This is a genomic window from Bacillus sp. LUNF1 (assembly GCF_011008975.1).
Classification (GTDB): domain Bacteria; phylum Bacillota; class Bacilli; order Bacillales; family Bacillaceae; genus Bacillus; species Bacillus velezensis.
In genome coordinates this window covers 2,156,016-2,174,617 of sequence record NZ_CP048876.1, presented here as the reverse complement: position 1 = coordinate 2,174,617, position 18,602 = coordinate 2,156,016, and the positions used below count along the sequence as shown (strand labels likewise).

The window sequence follows — 18,602 nt, the reverse complement described above, 5'->3', positions numbered from 1 at the left end:
CGGCAAGGGGGAGAACATCAAATGAAAATCGCTTTGATTGCTCACGATAAAAAAAAGCAGGATATGGTTCAGTTTACGACCGCATATAAAGATATACTGAGCCATCATGAGTTATACGCGACAGGTACGACAGGCCTGAAAATCCAGGAAGCGACCGGATTGTCTGTTGAACGTTTTCAATCCGGCCCGCTCGGCGGAGATCAGCAAATCGGCGCATTGATTGCGGCAAATGCCCTGGATCTCGTCATTTTTCTGCGCGATCCATTAACTGCGCAGCCTCACGAACCGGATGTCTCGGCGCTGATCCGGCTGTGTGACGTATACGCGATCCCGCTCGCCACAAATATGGGAACAGCGGAAATCCTCGTCCGGACGCTGGACGGCGGGGCATTTGATTTCCGCAATCTTGTGCGCGGAGGAGAGCCGAATGTCTGAACACGTTGATATTCTGGCGTTCGGCGCCCATAGTGATGATGTCGAGATCGGTATGGGCGGCACGATCGCAAAATTTACGGCTCAAGGAAAAACCGCGGTGATATGCGATTTGACCGAGGCCGAACTATCATCTAACGGAACGGTAGGGATAAGAAAAGAAGAAGCGGCAAAGGCGGCCCGAATTCTCGGCGTAAAAGAGAGAATCCAGCTTACGCTTCCCGACCGCGGGCTTTTGAAAAGTGAGGACGGCATCCGCCGGATTGTCAGTGTCATCAGAGCCTGCCGGCCGAAAACCGTTTTCATGCCTTATCCGAAAGACCGCCATCCTGACCACGGAAATGCGGCGGCTTTGGTCGAAGAAGCGGTGTTCTCGGCGGGAATTCATAAATACAGAGATCACCAGGAACTGCCGGCTCATAAGGCTCAGCGCGTATACTATTATATGATCAACGGGTTTCACCGTCCGGACTTTGTAATCGACATAACGGAAACCATCGATTTGAAAAAAGAAAGCCTGCACGCCTATGAAAGCCAGTTTATTCCTACGGCGCAGTCAGTGAATACACCGCTGACCAACGGTTATATCGAAATGGTGGAAGCACGGGAAAGACTGTATGGCAAAGAAGCCGGGACGGGGTATGCCGAAGGCTTCTTTTCAAAACAGCTTCCCGTTTTGAATGATGATGTTTTTGGGGGCGGACAATGAGACCATTAAAAATAGGGATTACATGCTACCCGAGTGTCGGAGGCTCGGGTATTATTGCGACGGAACTCGGCAAGCTGCTTGCGGAAAAAGGGCACCAGGTTCATTTCATCACATCAAGCATCCCGTTCAGATTAAATACATATCATCCGAATATTCATTTTCATGAGGTGGAAGTCAACCAATACGCGGTATTTAAATATCCGCCTTATGACCTTACGCTGGCGAGCAAAATCGCCGAGGTTGCCGCGAGGGAACATCTTGATATCATCCACGCGCATTATGCGCTGCCGCATGCGGTATGCGCTTATCTCGCCAAACAGATGCTCAAGCGCGACATCGGCATCGTGACGACGCTTCACGGTACGGACATCACCGTTTTAGGATATGATCCGTCATTAAAAGATTTAATCCGTTTTGCCATCGAAGCGTCCGACAGAGTGACGGCGGTATCAACCGCGCTTGCCGGAGAAACATATGACTTAATCAAGCCGGATAAAAAAATTGAGACCATCTACAACTTTATTGATGAACGTGTTTATCTTAAGAAAAATACAGAGAGTATAAAAGAGAAACATGGCATTTTGCCGGATGAAAAGGTCGTCATCCATGTTTCGAACTTCAGAAAAGTAAAACGTGTTAAAGATGTCATCCGTGTTTTCCGTAATATCGCAGCCAAAACAAAGGCGAAGCTCCTGCTTGTCGGCGACGGGCCGGAAAAGTGCGTCGCTTGGCAGCTTGTCGAAAAATACGGACTGCAGGATCAAGTGCTGCTCCTCGGAAATCAGGACAGGGTGGAAGAGCTGTATTCCATCAGCGACCTTAAGCTTCTTCTGTCTGAAAAGGAAAGTTTCGGACTCGTCCTCCTTGAGGCGATGGCCTGCGGCGTACCGTGCATCGGAACAAATATCGGCGGAATCCCGGAAGTGATTAAAGATCAAGTAAGTGGTTTTCTGGTAGAAGTCGGCGATATTCAGGCGGCATCAGAAAAAGCGCTTGCCGTTTTAGAAGATAAACAGCTCAGCAAACGATTGACTGATCATGCGCTGAAAATGGTGGAGACCGCCTTTTCTTCGCAAAGAATCGTCAGTCAGTATGAACGGATTTATGACGAATTGGCAGGACCGGAGTGATCTTATGGAACAGGAATTTGTCAAAGCCCTCCCCATCCTTCATCATCTGATGAAGGCGGGCCATCAGGCGTACTTTGTCGGGGGAGCCGTCAGAGACAGCTATATGAAACGAAAAATAGGTGATGTGGACATCGCAACCAGCGCTTCGCCGAATGAGGTGGAGCGTCTCTTTAAGCGGACTGTCGATGTAGGAAAAGAGCACGGCACCGTCATCGTCTTGTGGGAAGATGAAACCTATGAAGTCACCACTTTTCGTGCCGAATCAGAATATAAGGACTACCGGCGACCTGAAGCTGTGCGGTTCATTACTTCTTTATCAGAAGACTTAAAGCGGAGAGACTTAACGATTAATGCGATGGCGATGTCTGCCGAAGGAGAGCTGCTTGATTATTTCGGAGGCGCACATGATATCGGACAAAAGCTGATCCGAACGGTGGGTAACCCTGAAGACCGTTTTCGGGAAGACGCTCTGCGGATGATGAGAGCCGTCCGCTTTATGAGTCAGCTCGGCTTTCTGTTAGAAAAAGAAACAAGAGAGGCCATCATGAAAGACAGGGAGCTTTTGGCACATGTATCAGTAGAACGAAAGACCGTCGAGTTTGAAAAGCTGCTGCAGGGCGTTTCCTCACAAGAAGCGATTCAAACGATGGTGCAAACAGGTCTGATACAAGAGCTGCCCGGTCTTTCCGGTTATGAGCAGCAAATGCTTGAAGCAAGCGGATTTCCGTTTTCTTCTTTAGATGAACGCGAAGAACGCTGGGCAGCGCTGTTATTGCTTCTCGGTCTTTGTCCGAAAAGCGCCGAGGCGTTTTTAAAACAATGGAAACTGCCGGGAAAAGTCATAAAAAAAGCGGTGCAAATCATAAGCGTTTATCCGGTGCAGCTGGAAGCGGAAGCGATGTACCGGGCGGGAGAGGCGCTGTTTTCAGCCGTTAAAATCGGGATGCTGAAAAAGCATAAGACGATTGATGAACAAAAGCTGAAAGAGGTTCAGAGCCTGTATGAGCAGCTGCCGATCAAAAGTCTTCGAGACCTCGACATTTCAGGCGCTGATCTGATGGAGCTCAGAAACCGCCGCGCGGGTAAATGGGTGGCCGAAGAACTTCGCCGGATCGAAGAAGCGGTATTGGCAGGGAAGCTCCCTAACCGAAAACATGACATAAAGGAGTGGCTCGCATCATGGGATCAACATTAAGAACCCGATTAATTGATTTATTTTCTGAGGCGGGTGACGGCTTTATCTCCGGGCAGAAAATAAGTGACGCGCTCGGCTGCTCGAGAACCGCCGTTTGGAAACATATAGAGGAGCTCCGCAAAGAGGGCTATGAGGTTGAGGCGGTCAGACGAAAAGGGTACAGGCTCATTAAAAAACCGGGGAAACTCAGTGAATCCGAAATCCGTTTCGGGCTGAAAACAGAGGTTTTGGGCAAACAGCTTCATTACCGGGACGTCCTGCCATCCACCCAAAAAACCGCTCATGAACTTGCCAATGACGGCGCGCCGGAAGGAACGCTCGTAGTCGCCGATAAACAAACGGCAGGCAGAGGAAGAATGGCCAGAGTATGGCATTCACAGGAGGGAAACGGGATTTGGATGAGCCTCATTCTGAGACCCGACGTTCCTTTGCAAAAAACGCCGCAGCTCACCCTGTTATCTGCCGTTGCGGTCGTACAGGCCATCGAGGCTTTTACAGGCGTACAGCCCGCCATTAAATGGCCGAATGATTTAATGATTCACGGCAAAAAAGCCGTCGGGATTTTAACTGAGCTGCAGGCGGAAGAAGACCGTGTCCGTTCGGTTATTCTCGGGATCGGCATCAACGTGAACCAGCAGGAAACCGATTTTCCCGGCGAGCTTCAGGACATTGCGACGAGCCTCAGGATGGAAGCCGGCGAAAAAATTGACAGAGCGGGTCTGATACAAGAGATTTTGCTGACTTTTGAAAAACGCTATCAGGATTATTTGAACCACGGCTTTACACCGATCAAGCTGCTATGGGAAAGCTATGCGGTCGGACTGGGGAACGAGCTCAGAGCGAGAACGCTGCAAGGGACGTTTTACGGGAAATCGCTCGGCATTGATGATGAGGGAGTTCTTCTCTTGGAAACGAAAGACGGTATAAAGAAGATATATTCTGCCGATATTGAGCTCAATTAATCTTAGTTGGTACAAGCCTCGTGAATTTGGTATACTTCCTATGGGCAGTATCATAATGAACTGCACCTGATCAGCAGAACAGAGATTACGAAAAGTCTGCCTTGATCCAAAAAAGGACTGGGACAGAGGGATGACATTCGCCGAACGTTAAACAAGTGGGGATCCTTCTTATTTTACAGAAGGCTTTTTTGCTTGCGAAAAATTGGCGGCTCATCTCCTCACCGTTTAGAGGAGGAGAAACAGAATGAAAACAAAACTGGATTTCATGAAAATGAAGGAAAACGGAGAGCCGATCGTGATGCTGACCGCTTACGATTATCCGCAGGCAAAGCTTGCGGAACAGGCGGGAGTCGACATGATTTTAGTCGGGGATTCGCTCGGAATGGTCGTGCTCGGACTCGATTCAACAGTCGGCGTAACGGTCAGTGACATGATTCACCATACAAAAGCGGTAAAACGCGGTGCGAAAAATACGTTTATCGTAACTGACATGCCGTTTATGTCTTACCACCTTTCAAAAGAGGATACATTGAAAAACGCCGCGGCCATAATTCAGGAAAGCGGCGCGGACGCGTTAAAGCTTGAAGGCGGAGACGGCGTTTTCGAATCCATCCGCGCGCTGACTCTCGGCGGAATTCCCGTCGTCAGCCATTTAGGCCTCACACCGCAGTCTGTCGGCGTATTAGGCGGATATAAAGTGCAGGGGAAAGATGAGCAAAGCGCGAAAAAGCTCATTGAAGACAGCATCAAATGCGAACAGGCGGGAGCAATGATGCTCGTGCTTGAATGCGTGCCTGCTGAACTGACTGCTAAAATAAAAGAAGAAGTATCCATTCCCGTCATCGGAATCGGAGCCGGTTCAAAAGCGGACGGCCAAGTCCTTGTCTATCATGACGTCGTCGGCCACGGCGTGGACAGAACACCGAAGTTCGTGAAGCAATACGCCAAAATCGACGGCACGATTGAGTCGGCCCTCAGCGATTACGTCCGTGATGTGAAAGAACGGGTTTTCCCGGAAGAAAAGCATTCCTTTCAGATAAACCAAACTGTGCTGCAAGGCTTGTACGGAGGAAAGTAAGCGATGAAACAACTGACAGAAACTCAACAGCTGAAAGAATTGATTGCACAATACCGCTCAGAAGGCCGGACGATCGGATTCGTCCCGACAATGGGTTTTCTTCATGAAGGACATCTGACGCTGGTTGAAAAAGCAAGCAAAGAAAACGATATTGTCGTGATGAGCATCTTTGTCAATCCGACTCAATTCGGACCGGGCGAGGATTACGAGGCATATCCGCGAGATTTAAAGCGCGATGCCCGGCTTGCAGAACAGGCGGGGGCAGATGTTTTGTTTGCGCCGTCTCCAAGTGATATGTATAAAGGCGAGCAAAATGTTGCCGTGCAAGTGAAAAGGAGAACTGACGTGTTGTGCGGCGCCTCCCGCGTCGGCCATTTTGACGGAGTGGCCACTGTGCTGACGAAGTTTTTCAATCTCGTTAAACCGACCCGCGCTTACTTCGGCCTGAAAGATGCCCAGCAGGCAGCGGTTGTGGACGGATTGATTGAGGATTTCTTTATGGATATCGAATTGGTTGCAGTGGACACGGTCAGAGAAGAAGACGGACTTGCCAAAAGCTCTCGCAACGTCTATCTGACTGAGCAGGAACGCAAAGAAGCGCCGATGATCTATAAAGCATTGCAGCAAGGTGCCGAACTGATCAGAGACGGTGAAAGAAATCCGGAAACCGTTATAAAAACCGTCACCGATATCATCGAAAACACAAGCGGCGTCATTGATTATGCCGAACTGTACGCTTATCCGGAGCTGACTCCGCTTAAAACATTAAACGGCAAGGTCATTCTGGCCTGCGCCGTCCAATTTTCTAAAGCCAGACTGATTGATAATATCATTATTGATATTGATGAATGGGAGAGATCATAATATGTACCGCACTATGATGGCCGGAAAACTGCACCGCGCTACCGTGACGGAAGCCAATTTAAACTATGTCGGCAGCATTACGATTGATGAAGATCTTTTAGATGCCGTCGGAATGCTCGCTAATGAAAAAGTTCAGATTGTGAATAATAATAACGGAGCGAGACTTGAAACGTATATTATTCCCGGTAAGCGGGGGAGCGGCGTCATCTGTTTAAACGGAGCAGCCGCCCGTCTCGTCCAAGAAGGAGATAAAGTCATTATTATTTCTTATCAAATGATGTCTGATCAGGAAGCAAAAAGCCATCAGCCGAAGGTGGCTGTTCTGGATGATCAGAATAAAATCGAGCAGATGCTGGGCCAGGAGCCGGCACACACGATTTTGTAATAGAGCCCCCTTCATGGGGGTTTTCTTTTAAGATTTAGGGGCAAAAGCTGTTTTTCCGCTCCATTTCTCAACAAAACGTGTTACACTTTTCTCGTATGCAAGAATTGAGGTGTCCATTTTAATGAACAAACAACGGTTCGTTGTCATAGATGTCGAAACAACAGGAAATTCGCCTAAAAAGGGCGATAAAATCATTCAAATCGCAGCGGTTGTCATTGAAAATGGACAAATAACTGAGCGGTTTTCAAAATATATTAATCCGAATCAAGTCATTCCGCCGTTTATTGAACAGCTGACCGGAATTTCGTCCGGAATGGTTGAAAATGAACTGCCGTTTGAAGCGGTCGCAGAAGAGATTTTTCATCTGCTTGACGGCGCGTATTTTGTTGCCCACAATATTCATTTCGACCTCGGATTTGTCCGGCATGAACTGAGCGAAGCGGGCTATGAGCTGCCGGATTGTGAAGTGCTTGATACGGTTGAGCTTTCGCGTATTGTTTTCCCGGGGTTTGAAGGATATAAGCTCGGTGAGTTGTGCGCGGAGCTGAATATTGTTCATGACCGCCCTCACCGCGCAGACAGCGATGCGGAGGTTACGGGACTGGTCTTTTTAGACATTTTACATAAACTGAAACATTTGCCTTTACCGACATTAAAGCAGCTTAGAAGGCTTTCACAGCATTTTATCAGCGATTTGACGCTGCTTTTGGATTCTTTTATACATGAAAGCAGGCCGGCGGAAGAAAAGAGCTGCATTCCATACGCCTCTTTTTCAATTAAAGAGCCCGATCACATTCCGGTTTCCCGTCCGGTGAATGCGGCCATTGACCTTGAAAAGTGGAACGAAGAAAAAGAACAGATTTTATCCGGCATCATCCCCCGCTATGAAAAGCGGAAAGGGCAGCTTTCGATGATGGATGAAGTGCTTGGCGCCTTCCGCAATCGGGAGCATGCGCTGATTGAAGCGGCACCCGGCATCGGAAAAACGATCGGTTATCTCGTTCCGGCTGTTTTATTTGCCAAAGCGGAGCAGACTCCCGTGATTATCAGCACGTACTCTACTCTTTTGCAGCAGCAGATCATGTCTAAAGATCTCCCGCTTTTGGAGCGTATGTTTCCTTGGCCGGTCAAAGCTGCTATTTTAAAAGGGAAATCACATTATCTGTGCCTGCCTAAGTTTGAACATATTCTGCATGAGGAAGATGACAACTATGATGCGGTTTTGACGAAAGCGCAGCTTCTCGTCTGGCTGACGGAGACTGAAACGGGCGACGCCGCTGAGCTGAATCTTCCATCAGGCGGCAGATTGCTGTGGGAGCGCATGGCTTACGATGAGAATTCTTTTTTTAAAAAAGGGAAGGACTCGGCTGCCGGGTTTTATGAACGGGCTAAAGAAAAAGCGCAGGCCGCAGATCTGATTATCACAAACCATGCTTTGCTGTTTTCAGATCAAAGCAGTGAAACGAAAAAACTGCCTGCAAGCGGAACAATCATCATTGATGAAGCGCATCATTTCGAACGCGCTGCCAGCGAGCACCTCGGGAAGAGAGCTTCATACATCGGACTGCACACAAAGCTCAGCCGAATCGGAACCTTAAAGGAACACGGACTGTTAAAGCGGATGAGAAAACTGTTTTATACGTATGAACTGCCGGCGGAAAGTTTTTTTGACGCCGATGAGTGGATGAAGCATATTCAATCGGAAAGCGACGCATTTTTCAGTTCAGTGCATTCTTTTGTCAAACGAAGAAAACCTAAAGACGATCTGAACCGTCTCGTCTATAGTCTCAATCATAAAAGCCAGGATAAAGGGTTTCACATGATAACGGACGGAGCGGAGCGGCTTTGCGCGATGCTGGATCAGCTGCTTGACATGTTTTCAGTACAGGAGAAACTGTTACATCAAAAGCTTGAACAGATGAAAAGCGGAGCGGCTTTTTTAGCGGCCGAATATGTAAAGTGTATCAGGGGGCTGAAAGAATATCGCGATACGTTCAGCAGGCTGCTGTTTGAAAATGATGAGAAAGAAGCCGTTTGGGTTGAAATTGATGCGAAGGGCGCAAAAAATGCCGTCAGCATCTATGCGCAGCCTTTGGAGCCCGGTGAAATGCTGGCAGACCAGTTTTTCGCCCGCAAAAAAAGCGTTGTGCTCACATCAGCGACCTTAATGGTGGAGCAGTCTTTTCAATTTATGATTGAAAGGCTCGGACTTGCGGATTTTTATCCGCGCACCAAAAGCATCCCGTCTCCTTTTTCTTACGATGATCAGATGAACGTCATCATTCCGAAAGAGATGAAATCCGTTAAATATGACGGAGAGCGGGAAGTCATTGAGCATATTGCCAAGTATGCAGAAATCATGTCAAAGGGAAAACAGCCGAAGATCCTTGTCCTGTTTACGTCTCATGATATGCTGAAAAAAGTGTATCAGGAACTGAAACTCAGTATGGAGATCTCAGGCATTCAGCTTCTCGCCCAAGGTATTTCGGGCGGGAGTCCCGGTAAATTAATGAAAACCTTTAAAACGGCAAGCCGGGCGATTTTGCTCGGGACGAATCATTTCTGGGAAGGCGTTGATTTTCCGGGGGATGAATTGTCAACCGTCATGATCGCAAGACTTCCTTTCAGGGCGCCTGACAATCCGCTTCATGCCGCAAAATGCGAATTTGCCAAGAAACAGGGGAAAAATCCGTTTCAGACGATTTCCCTGCCTGAGGCCGTGTTAACGTTCAGACAGGGGATCGGGCGCCTGCTCCGTACGGCGGGAGACAAGGGAACAATCGTTCTTTTAGATCAGCGTGTAAAAACGGCGGGATACGGACGGCTGTTTCTTGAAGCGCTCCCGACTTCATCTCTTTTGGAACTGACGGATGCCGAAATGGCGGCTTATGTCAGCCAAACGGAATAAAAGCCGCATAAACGCGGCTTTCGTGGTGTGGGATGAGGAATTGTTTTTATAGTAAAAGCGGGTTCATGCCGCCTTGTGATTTTATTATGCCGCGGGCGCATCCCGTTATGACTAACAAAATTTGTTCGACCGATGGAGGGTATAAAAATGGAAAGCAAAATTGAAATTCTGTCAACGATTAATGTGGAGCATTCAGATGATTTATATAAAATCGTCGATACATTAAACCGGACTTTGAAACGGGACAATCTGATGTTCGGCCTTGCGCTCGACGAAGAAAATCAAAATGAAGCGGTCTTCACCATTTATCGCACATAGGTGAAAAAGATGAGAAAAAAAGCATTAATATTTACAGCCGTATTTGGTATTATTTTTTTAGCAGTTCTTTTATTTTCGGCCAGCATTTTTAAATCTGCAATGGCTCAAAAAGAAGAAGGCCACGAAACAGCTGCCGCAGCCGCTAAAGAAAAAACGGAGCTGACAGATGCTGAGAAAGTGGAGACCTTTGTCGGCAAACAGAAATATTATGTTGTTACCGGAACGGATAAACATGGAAAAGATATGTATGTATGGGTTCCGGCCGACAAAAAAGCAAAAATCCTCTCAAAAAAAGCCAGTGACGGCATTTCAAGCGGCAAGGCTGCCAAGATCGTTCGGGACGAAGGGCTTGTTTCCAAGCTGAATGGCGTTCACCCGGCGAGAGAAAACAATGTTCCGTTATGGGAAGTGACCTATATCAACAAAAACGGGCAGTATAGCTTTAGCTATGTGGACTTTACAAGCGGCAAGATTCTCAAAAACATCACACCGTGAGACGTATTAGGGGGAGTTCAAGTTGAAATTGGCAAAAAGAGTATCCGCATTAACACCGTCTGCAACACTTGCAATTACTGCAAAAGCGAAAGAGCTGAAAGCAGAAGGCCATGATGTCATCGGCCTCGGAGCAGGAGAACCGGATTTTAATACGCCTCAGCACATTATAGATGCCGCGGTGCGTTCCATGAATGAAGGCCATACGAAATATACGCCTTCAGGCGGTCTGCCGGCGCTGAAAGACAGTATCGCAAAAAAATTCAAAAACGACCAGGGGATTGAATATAAGCCGTCAGAAATCATTGTCTGCACCGGCGCGAAACACGCTCTGTATACATTATTTCAGGTTATTCTCGATGAAGGGGACGAAGTGATTATACCGACTCCTTACTGGGTCAGCTACCCTGAGCAGGTGAAACTGGCAGGGGGGCGTCCCGTCTATGCAGAAGGGCTGGAATCCAATCAGTTTAAAATTTCACCGGAGCAGCTGAAGCAGGCTATCACTGAGAAAACAAAAGCGCTCATTATCAATTCACCGAGCAACCCGACAGGTGTTATGTATACGAAAGAAGAGCTTGCGGAACTCGGAAAAGTGTGTCTGGAGCATGGCATTCTGATCGTTTCTGACGAGATTTATGAGAAGCTTACATACGGAGGAAAAAAACACGTCTCAATCGCACAGCTTTCAGATGAATTGAAAGAGCAGACGATCATCATTAACGGCGTGTCGAAATCTCACAGCATGACGGGCTGGAGGATCGGCTATGCGGCGGGTTCGGAGACGATTATTAAAGCGATGACGAGCCTTGCGAGCCACAGCACATCAAATCCGACGTCTATCGCTCAATACGGCGCTATTGCGGCCTATAACGGTCCGGCTGAGCCGCTGGAAGAGATGAGACAGGCATTTGAGCACAGACTGAACACCATTTACGCTCAGCTCAGTGAAATTCCCGGATTCACCTGTGTCAAGCCTGAAGGGGCGTTTTACTTGTTCCCTAACGCCAAAGCGGCCGCAGAAAACTGCGGATTCAAAGATGTCGATGAATACGTCAAGGCGCTTCTGGAAGAAGAAAAAGTCGCCATCGTGCCGGGCTCGGGTTTCGGTTCACCGGACAACGTCCGCTTATCTTACGCAACGTCACTCGATCTTTTAGAAGAAGCGGTCGAAAGAATCCGCCGCTTCACGGAAAAACACAGCTGATTCTGAAAAAGCGGCTTTTAAAGCCGCTTTTCACTTGCATTGACCCCGTTAGAGTAGAACGGGTATAATAAAGTGATGAAAAAAGAGATTCAGGCAGATTCCTGAATGTCTTTCTTGTTCTGGAGGGAAAGAGTTTGAAAACAACAATCAACCAAGTGTATAAACACACAGGCGAGGAAGTAACGATTGGAGCTTGGGTCGCTAATAAACGCTCAAGCGGTAAAATCGCATTTTTACAGCTGAGAGACGGTACCGGCTTCATTCAGGGAGTTGTCGTCAAAGCTGAAGTAGAAGAAGACATCTTCCAAATCGCGAAATCAGTGACACAGGAAACGTCGCTTTATGTAAAAGGAATTGTGAAAGAGGACGAGCGTTCACCGCTTGGCTATGAGCTTGCTGTTACATCCATTGAAGTCATTCACGAAGCGACTGATTATCCGATTACGCCTAAAGAGCACGGTACGGAATTCTTAATGGATCACAGACATTTATGGCTCCGTTCGAAACGCCAGCACGCAATTATGAAAATCCGCAACGAAATCATCCGTGCGACTTATGAATTTTTCAATAAAGAAGGCTTCGTGAAAGTTGATCCGCCGATTTTGACGGGAAGCGCTCCGGAAGGCACGACTGAGCTGTTCGCGACGAAATATTTTGATGAAGACGCCTTCCTGTCTCAAAGCGGTCAGCTGTATATGGAAGCAGCTGCAATGGCGCTCGGAAAAGTATTCTCTTTCGGACCGACGTTCAGAGCGGAAAAATCGAAAACGAAACGCCATCTCATCGAATTCTGGATGATTGAGCCTGAAATGGCATTTGTTGAATTTGAAGAAAACCTTGAAGTTCAGGAGAATTATGTTGCATACATCGTACAAAGTGTGCTGGAACATTGTAAGATCGAGCTGAACACATTAGGAAGAGACACATCGAAGCTTGAACAAATCAAAGCGCCATTCCCGCGCATTACGTACGATAAAGCGATTGAATTCCTGAAAGAAAAAGGCTTTGACGATATTGAGTGGGGAGATGACTTCGGTGCGCCGCATGAAACAGCGATTGCAGAAAGCTATGACAAACCGGTGTTTATCACTCATTATCCGACATCATTAAAACCGTTTTATATGCAGCCTGCCAAAGATCGTGATGATGTCGTGTTATGTGCCGACTTAATCGCTCCGGAAGGCTACGGGGAAATCATCGGCGGTTCAGAACGCGTTCATGATATGGATTTATTGGAAGAAAGATTAAAAGAACACGGTCTGGATTCAGATGCTTACAAATGGTATGCTGAACTCAGACAATACGGTTCTGTTCCGCACTCCGGCTTCGGCCTCGGACTTGAGCGGACAGTGGCTTGGATCAGCGGAGCGCCTCACGTGCGTGAAACGATTCCGTTCCCGAGACTTCTGAACCGTCTGTATCCGTAATAGTTTTAAAAAACGAAGTCTCCTGCAAGGGAGACTTTTTCTAAGTAAAGGGGAAAGCTCCCGGAGATAACCTTTTACAGTAAGAGGTGTAAGGATGAAAAAACAGCAATTTATAGATATGCAGGAACTCGGCATTTCAAGCATTCCCAACCTGCTGCTGACACATTACCGGCAGCTCGGGCTGAATGAAACCGAATTGATCCTGCTTTTGAAGATTAAAATGCATTTGGAAAAGGGCTCTTATTTTCCGACGCCGTTTGAACTTCAATCAGGCATGTCCATCTCTGCTGAAGAATGTACAAGCTGCCTGAGAATGTTTATTCAAAAAGGTTTTCTGTTTATTGAAGAATGTGAAGACCATAACGGCATAAAGTTTGAAAAATATTCTCTGCAGCCGTTATGGGCGAAGCTGTATGATTACATGCAGCATTCTCAAAATGAAACGCAGGAAAGAACGTCAGAAAGAGAACAAAAAAGCCTGTATACCATCTTTGAAGAAGAGTTCGGAAGACCGCTGTCGCCCCTTGAATGCGAGACGCTGGCCATATGGCAGGATCAGGATCAGCATGATGCGATTCTGATTAAACACGCCTTAAAAGAAGCTGTTTTATCGGGGAAACTCAGTTTTCGCTATATTGACCGGATTTTATTTGAATGGAAAAAGAACGGCTTCAAAACGGTTGAGCAGGCGAAGGCGCACAGCCAAAAATTCCGTCGTGTTCAAACGAAACAAAATGATCCGCAAAAAGAGTATACGAGGCAGGTGCCTTTTTACAATTGGCTGGAACAATAACATGAGAAGGGGAGAAACGTGTTAAATTTAAAGCAGATTGAATATTGTCTTGAAAAAATCGGCGATATGTTTCCGCACGCAGAATGTGAACTTGTCCATTCAAATCCTTTCGAATTGGTTGTGGCAGTCGCATTATCCGCGCAATGTACGGACGCTCTCGTCAACAGAGTGACAAAAACGCTATTTCAAAAATATAAACGGCCCGAAGATTATCTTGCCGTATCGCTGGAAGAACTCCAGCAGGATATTAAATCAATCGGCCTATACCGTAATAAAGCCAAAAATATTCAAAAGCTGAGCAAAATGATCATCGAAGAGTACGGCGGAGAAGTGCCGAAAGACCGGGATGAGCTTGTGAATCTGCCGGGTGTCGGACGGAAAACGGCAAATGTAGTCGTGTCTGTTGCTTTCGGCGTACCTGCGATCGCAGTAGACACTCATGTGGAGCGGGTCTCTAAACGGCTTGGTATCTGCCGCTGGAAGGACTCTGTTTTGGAGGTAGAGAAAACATTAATGAAAAAAGTGCCGAAAGAGGATTGGTCTGTTACGCACCACAGATTAATATTTTTCGGGAGGTATCATTGTAAAGCGCAATCTCCCCGCTGTGCGGAATGTCCTTTGCTTCCGCTATGCAGAGAAGGGCAGAAGCGTGACAAAAAAGGGCTGGTGAAACGGTGACGGCGATTGACATTCTGGCAGGCTATGAAACATACCTGCGCAGCCTTACGGACTTGGAAAGCCTTGAGATCAAAACGGCGCTGCGCCGCCATCCGCTGTATATGGATTTCAGCGGTCAGCCAACCGTGCAGCCATGGAGGGAAAGGGGCGAATATGTCCCGTTTCTATTTCAGATTTGGAACGAAACGAAAGAAACGCTGCTTCCCGTTTTTCAAACAAGAAAATCGAGATGTGATCAAAATGACATGCTGAAGGGAATTGCCTGTCTGATTGCCGCTTTTCACTGGACGGCAGGGGAGCGGGTCACATCACTTGATTGGTCTGTGCTTGAAACAAAGCATTTTCCCGCCGAACCGATCAATTGGGCGGAGCGAATGGCGTTTATTTTAACAAAACCGACTCAATATCACTCGTTTATTCAGCTTGATGAATTGATGACGGAGATGAAGAAACAATATCATAAATATGAAGCCATGAACAAATGTTAAAAACCTCCTTTTCTCATAAGGAGGTTTTTTTGTATGAAAAAAATCCTTCACCTGTTTGAGGTGAAGGATTTCGTCCGCTAATGAGCGGGGTTTGACTGGATGGTTGACGAATTGGACTGCCCGTTGATATTTGAAGATGAGTCTTTGTTTTTGTCCGTTTGACCGCTGTCAGGTTTATTTGAGCCGTCTGAACCGGAATCGGAATCATTATCAGAGCCGTTATCTTGCTGTCCGTTGTTATCAGTCCCGTTGCCGGGCTGATTCTGATTGTTGTTATCTGTTTGATCCTTATCGGGTTGATCCTGATTTTTATCCGGGTCATCAGTTGGTGTTTGATCCGATCCGTCAGACGTATCTGTCTGATTGTCATCTGTGTTTGAATCATCAGTTTGCGTCTTGTCTTTGTCTTTATCTTCATCAGACTTCTGTTCATCGTCAGTCGCTTTATCTTTATCCGCATCGTCTTCTTCATCTTTCGGGACTTTGAAAGATGCTGATGCCGTATCGCTTTTTCCGTCATCGTTTTCCGCTGTCACCTGGAAGCTGTATGTGGAGCCTGGCGTGACATCTGGGACGACGGCTTCTTTTGCCGAACTGTTTTGAATGTCACTGTAGCTTCCGCCGTCAACGGATTGTTTGACATTGAATGTTGCATCACCGTCATAATTCCAGCTTAAGGTTAATGATTTTTTATCTTTGTCGTATTTCACTTGCAATCCTGTCGGTTTATCGGCTTTTTCTTTCGTGTACGTTTTAGAAACGGCAGTTGGCTGCGTTCCTTTCACGAAGTACTCCGTCACTTTTTTATCATCCGGTGTATTTGGTCCGGCTAAAGCGGCAGGATTCGAGCCTTTCTCAACTGTTTCTTTTACGACGCTGTCAGGCTGCTTGAAGCTTCCTTTACCGTCATCAACGTATGAGATCAGCTTTTGGAAAATCCGTTTTGCGACTTGCTGGTCAGCAGCAGACAGTGATTTCTTACCTGCTTTGTTGCCAGACTCAACTCCGGTCCAAACCGCTGCTGTATATTGAGGGGTGTATCCGACAAACCATGAGTCTGGGACTCCGCCCGGAGCAATGTTATATTTTTGAATATCACCTTTAGTAAAGTTTGTCGTACCCGTTTTACCGGCGACTTCCACGTTCGGTACTTGAGCTAGTCTGCCTGTTCCTGACTGCACGACTGTTTTGAGCATATCGGTAATCATGAATGCCGTGTAATCGCTCATAGCACTTTTCGGTTTCGGTGTTAAATCAAGCTTAGTGCCGTCATTAAATTCAATCGATGTGACCGCATGCGGTTCATTGTACGTTCCGTTATTTCCGAAAGCGCTGTAGGCGCCCGCCATTGTCATAGTAGATACACCGCGGTTATCCTGACCAAATCCTCCGATCGAATAAGATTCGGTTACACTCTCTTTGTTTAATCCTAGTCCTAAGTCATTTGCGAAGTCGACGGCATTATCTTTACCGGCTGCTTGATATGCTTTCAGAGCCGGAATATTACGCGAGTCTGAGAGGGCCTCTCGCATTGATATCATATTTCTGTATTTATTGTCATAGTCGTGAATCGGAGTGCCGTCAGAGTACGTATAAGCTGAGTCGTCAATCTGCTCATACGTCGACCATTTTTTATTTTCAATGACCGGGCCGTAATCAAGAATCGGTTTTATCGTTGAACCGGGCTGGGTTTTACCTTGTGTTGCATAATTGAATCCCCCGGTAGTTCTGTTCCGTCCTGCTCCGATGGCGCGGATTTCTCCGTTTGTCGTATCAAGGAGCGTGACGCCGCCCTGCATGCCTTCGGTAAATCCGGCTGTGTCGCCGTTCATCAATTGATCAAGATAATCTTGTGCTTTCGTATCAAGAGTCGTGTAAATTTTCAATCCGTCAGTTGAAATATCGACGTCTTTCTTTTCTTTTGTCTCAATTTCTTTCATAACTTCTTCGACAAAAGCGCTGTATTTATTTGTGTCCTTTTTATCGTATTCCTTTTGGCTGACGACGCCTTCATCTTTCATGGACACTTTCTTCGCTTTTTGGTATTCAGAATTTGAAATGAATCCTTGTTTTTCCATTAAGCTGAGAACGATGTTTCGGCGTTTTTCGGAAGCCTTCGGATTTTTAACCGGGTTATATCCGGTCGGGCTTTGCGGCATTCCGGCAAGCGTCGCCGCCTGTTCAACCGTAAGCTTGCTCAAATCTTTTACGCCGAAGAATTCTTCAGCCGCTTTACCGACGCCATAGGCGCGCGGTGAGAAATAAATTCTGTTTAAATACATTTCTAAGATTTCATCTTTAGAATAATGGCGCTCCAGCTGCAGTGAAAGCCACACTTCCTGTGCTTTCCGTTTAATCGTTTTCTGATGGGTCAAAAGCGAGTTTTTCACAACCTGCTGGGTGATTGTGCTTCCTCCCTCTGAACCGAATCCATCCGTAAAGTTGGCGACCAAGGCGCCTCCGATCCGGATCGGGTCTATACCGTGGTGCTTATAAAAACGGGCGTCTTCAGTTGCGATAAATGCTTCTTTCACAACATCGGGTATATCCTTAATCGGGACGTAGGTTCGTTTTTCACCACCCACTTCCGCGATTTCTTTGCCGTTTTTATCGTAAATCGTTGAAGAGTAAGGCGTTTTCAGCTTTGCTTCGTCCAAAGAGGGCGCGCCGGAAACCAAAACGGCAAATGCCGCCGCTCCGCCGACTATGCCAAGGACAAACAGAATAACCAAGGACAGCACAATCTTTTTGAATAAACCGCCTTTACGCTGTTTCTTGCCTTTTTTCGGTGAAGAGGGCTTAGTGCTTTTCGTCTGCCTTGCCTTACGGCGTTCTTCACGGCTCGTAAATTGATCTGACATAACATCTCAACCTTTCGTTTATCAACCTTTCGCTCAGTCTACTGTTCCTGCGAAAAATAAAGCTGTTCAATAATACTAATATAATCAATTCTCGGTGAGTATCCAAGGGAAATCGGAAAGGAAGCATCTTCTAATTCGTCTTTGCGAATTGATTTTCTGCCATTGTTCTCCTTTCTCTCCCAAAAGACAAACAGCTTGTCGGCTTCGAGGAAATAAACCTTTCCGAAAGCGGATATAATAACAAAACAAATGCCGTCTTGCCTGACCACCTGCTTCATATGTTCAATCTGATGATCATGAAAATTCTGCAGGGGAAATGCCGTTTTGTTTTTTGTTTCTTTTGCCTCAAAATCAATGTAGCGTCCTTTATAAATGCCGTTGTAGTCGGTTGTGGAAGACTGTTTAAAATAAGCTTCCTTAATGACTGCGGCGCTTCTTTTCGGATAGTGGACGTTTACAATCTGGACGGGTGTCGGCTTTTTGTGAATGACAGCAATTTGGTTAGCCAGATAATACTTATTCGTTTCATTCAGATCGTCTTCGAGGGTCATGCCGCGATTACTGTATGAATGAGACCGTTTCTGGCTGTTTTGGGATGAAACCGTTTTGTTCGGCTGAAAAGTTTTTCCATTCGGGTACCGAATCACTTTTTCCATCCTCCTTATCAAACTAATA

The 18,602-nt window shown here is 46.8% G+C and carries 18 protein-coding genes; 16 read left to right on the top strand and 2 right to left on the bottom strand.

The annotated features are described in order from the left end of the window. Nucleotides 1–21 precede the first annotated feature (21 nt). The 16 genes from mgsA to G4O42_RS10370 all read left to right on the top strand — a co-directional run bounded on the left by mgsA (nucleotide 22) and on the right by G4O42_RS10370 (nucleotide 15,066). Nucleotides 22–435: a methylglyoxal synthase gene (gene mgsA / locus G4O42_RS10445; protein WP_003153499.1), complete on the top strand. Its 414-nt coding sequence runs from the start codon at nucleotides 22–24 to the stop codon at nucleotides 433–435. Continuing rightward, entirely contained in the window at nucleotides 428–1,141 is a 714-nt protein-coding gene (gene bshB1 / locus G4O42_RS10440; protein ID WP_032873264.1) for a bacillithiol biosynthesis deacetylase BshB1, read from the top strand. The genes mgsA and bshB1 overlap by 8 nt, the downstream gene beginning before the upstream one ends. Continuing rightward, the gene (gene bshA, locus G4O42_RS10435; RefSeq protein WP_032873266.1) at nucleotides 1,138–2,271 is read left to right on the top strand and encodes an N-acetyl-alpha-D-glucosaminyl L-malate synthase BshA; all 1,134 of its coding nucleotides are present in this window, start codon (nucleotides 1,138–1,140) and stop codon (nucleotides 2,269–2,271) included. The genes bshB1 and bshA overlap by 4 nt, the downstream gene beginning before the upstream one ends. Nucleotides 2,272–2,275: 4 nt before the next feature. Beyond that, the gene (locus G4O42_RS10430; RefSeq protein WP_032873268.1) at nucleotides 2,276–3,466 is read left to right on the top strand and encodes a CCA tRNA nucleotidyltransferase; all 1,191 of its coding nucleotides are present in this window, start codon (nucleotides 2,276–2,278) and stop codon (nucleotides 3,464–3,466) included. Beyond that, nucleotides 3,451–4,428 carry a bifunctional biotin--[acetyl-CoA-carboxylase] synthetase/biotin operon repressor gene (locus G4O42_RS10425; protein WP_032873269.1) on the top strand — a complete coding sequence of 326 codons (978 nt, stop codon included), beginning with the start codon at nucleotides 3,451–3,453 and terminating at the stop codon, nucleotides 4,426–4,428. The genes G4O42_RS10430 and G4O42_RS10425 overlap by 16 nt, the downstream gene beginning before the upstream one ends. Nucleotides 4,429–4,672: 244 nt before the next feature. Further along, nucleotides 4,673–5,506: a 3-methyl-2-oxobutanoate hydroxymethyltransferase gene (gene panB / locus G4O42_RS10420; protein WP_007409480.1), complete on the top strand. Its 834-nt coding sequence runs from the start codon at nucleotides 4,673–4,675 to the stop codon at nucleotides 5,504–5,506. Nucleotides 5,507–5,509: 3 nt separating this feature from the next. Beyond that, nucleotides 5,510–6,370, top strand: a complete 861-nt coding sequence (gene panC / locus G4O42_RS10415) for a pantoate--beta-alanine ligase (RefSeq protein ID WP_032873270.1) — start codon at nucleotides 5,510–5,512, stop codon at nucleotides 6,368–6,370. A gap of 1 nt (nucleotide 6,371) precedes the next feature. Next, nucleotides 6,372–6,755 carry an aspartate 1-decarboxylase gene (gene panD, locus G4O42_RS10410; RefSeq protein WP_003153510.1) on the top strand — a complete coding sequence of 128 codons (384 nt, stop codon included), beginning with the start codon at nucleotides 6,372–6,374 and terminating at the stop codon, nucleotides 6,753–6,755. 121 nt (nucleotides 6,756–6,876) lie between these two features. Continuing rightward, complete coding sequence (gene dinG, locus G4O42_RS10405; RefSeq protein ID WP_032873271.1) at nucleotides 6,877–9,663, top strand: ATP-dependent DNA helicase DinG; 2,787 nt, start codon at nucleotides 6,877–6,879, stop codon at nucleotides 9,661–9,663. Between the two features lie 147 nt (nucleotides 9,664–9,810). Next, nucleotides 9,811–9,981: a YpmA family protein gene (locus G4O42_RS10400; protein ID WP_003153512.1), complete on the top strand. Its 171-nt coding sequence runs from the start codon at nucleotides 9,811–9,813 to the stop codon at nucleotides 9,979–9,981. Between the two features lie 9 nt (nucleotides 9,982–9,990). After that, a complete protein-coding gene (gene tseB / locus G4O42_RS10395; RefSeq protein ID WP_032873272.1) occupies nucleotides 9,991–10,476 on the top strand; it encodes a cell wall elongation/penicillin-binding protein regulator TseB in 486 nt (161 codons plus the stop codon). Nucleotides 10,477–10,498: 22 nt separating this feature from the next. After that, entirely contained in the window at nucleotides 10,499–11,680 is a 1,182-nt protein-coding gene (locus G4O42_RS10390) for a pyridoxal phosphate-dependent aminotransferase (protein ID WP_007612190.1), read from the top strand. Between the two features lie 134 nt (nucleotides 11,681–11,814). Then, complete coding sequence (asnS, locus tag G4O42_RS10385) at nucleotides 11,815–13,107, top strand: asparagine--tRNA ligase (protein WP_003153515.1); 1,293 nt, start codon at nucleotides 11,815–11,817, stop codon at nucleotides 13,105–13,107. A 94-nt stretch (nucleotides 13,108–13,201) separates the two neighbouring features. After that, the gene (dnaD, locus tag G4O42_RS10380) at nucleotides 13,202–13,900 is read left to right on the top strand and encodes a DNA replication protein DnaD (RefSeq protein WP_003153516.1); all 699 of its coding nucleotides are present in this window, start codon (nucleotides 13,202–13,204) and stop codon (nucleotides 13,898–13,900) included. A gap of 18 nt (nucleotides 13,901–13,918) precedes the next feature. After that, nucleotides 13,919–14,578: an endonuclease III gene (nth, locus tag G4O42_RS10375; protein ID WP_007612187.1), complete on the top strand. Its 660-nt coding sequence runs from the start codon at nucleotides 13,919–13,921 to the stop codon at nucleotides 14,576–14,578. Next, nucleotides 14,575–15,066 carry a YpoC family protein gene (locus tag G4O42_RS10370; RefSeq protein WP_007612186.1) on the top strand — a complete coding sequence of 164 codons (492 nt, stop codon included), beginning with the start codon at nucleotides 14,575–14,577 and terminating at the stop codon, nucleotides 15,064–15,066. Before nth ends, G4O42_RS10370 begins: the two co-directional genes overlap by 4 nt. A gap of 77 nt (nucleotides 15,067–15,143) precedes the next feature. Here G4O42_RS10370 and G4O42_RS10365 read toward each other — a convergent pair whose 3' ends face one another. Together G4O42_RS10365 and recU are read right to left on the bottom strand one after the other, a co-directional pair. Then, on the bottom strand, nucleotides 15,144–17,927 hold the full coding sequence (locus G4O42_RS10365) for a PBP1A family penicillin-binding protein (protein ID WP_032873273.1): 2,784 nt from the start codon (nucleotides 17,925–17,927) through the stop codon (nucleotides 15,144–15,146). Between the two features lie 38 nt (nucleotides 17,928–17,965). Further along, complete coding sequence (gene recU / locus G4O42_RS10360) at nucleotides 17,966–18,574, bottom strand: Holliday junction resolvase RecU (protein WP_012117837.1); 609 nt, start codon at nucleotides 18,572–18,574, stop codon at nucleotides 17,966–17,968. Between the last annotated feature and the right edge of the window lie 28 nt (nucleotides 18,575–18,602).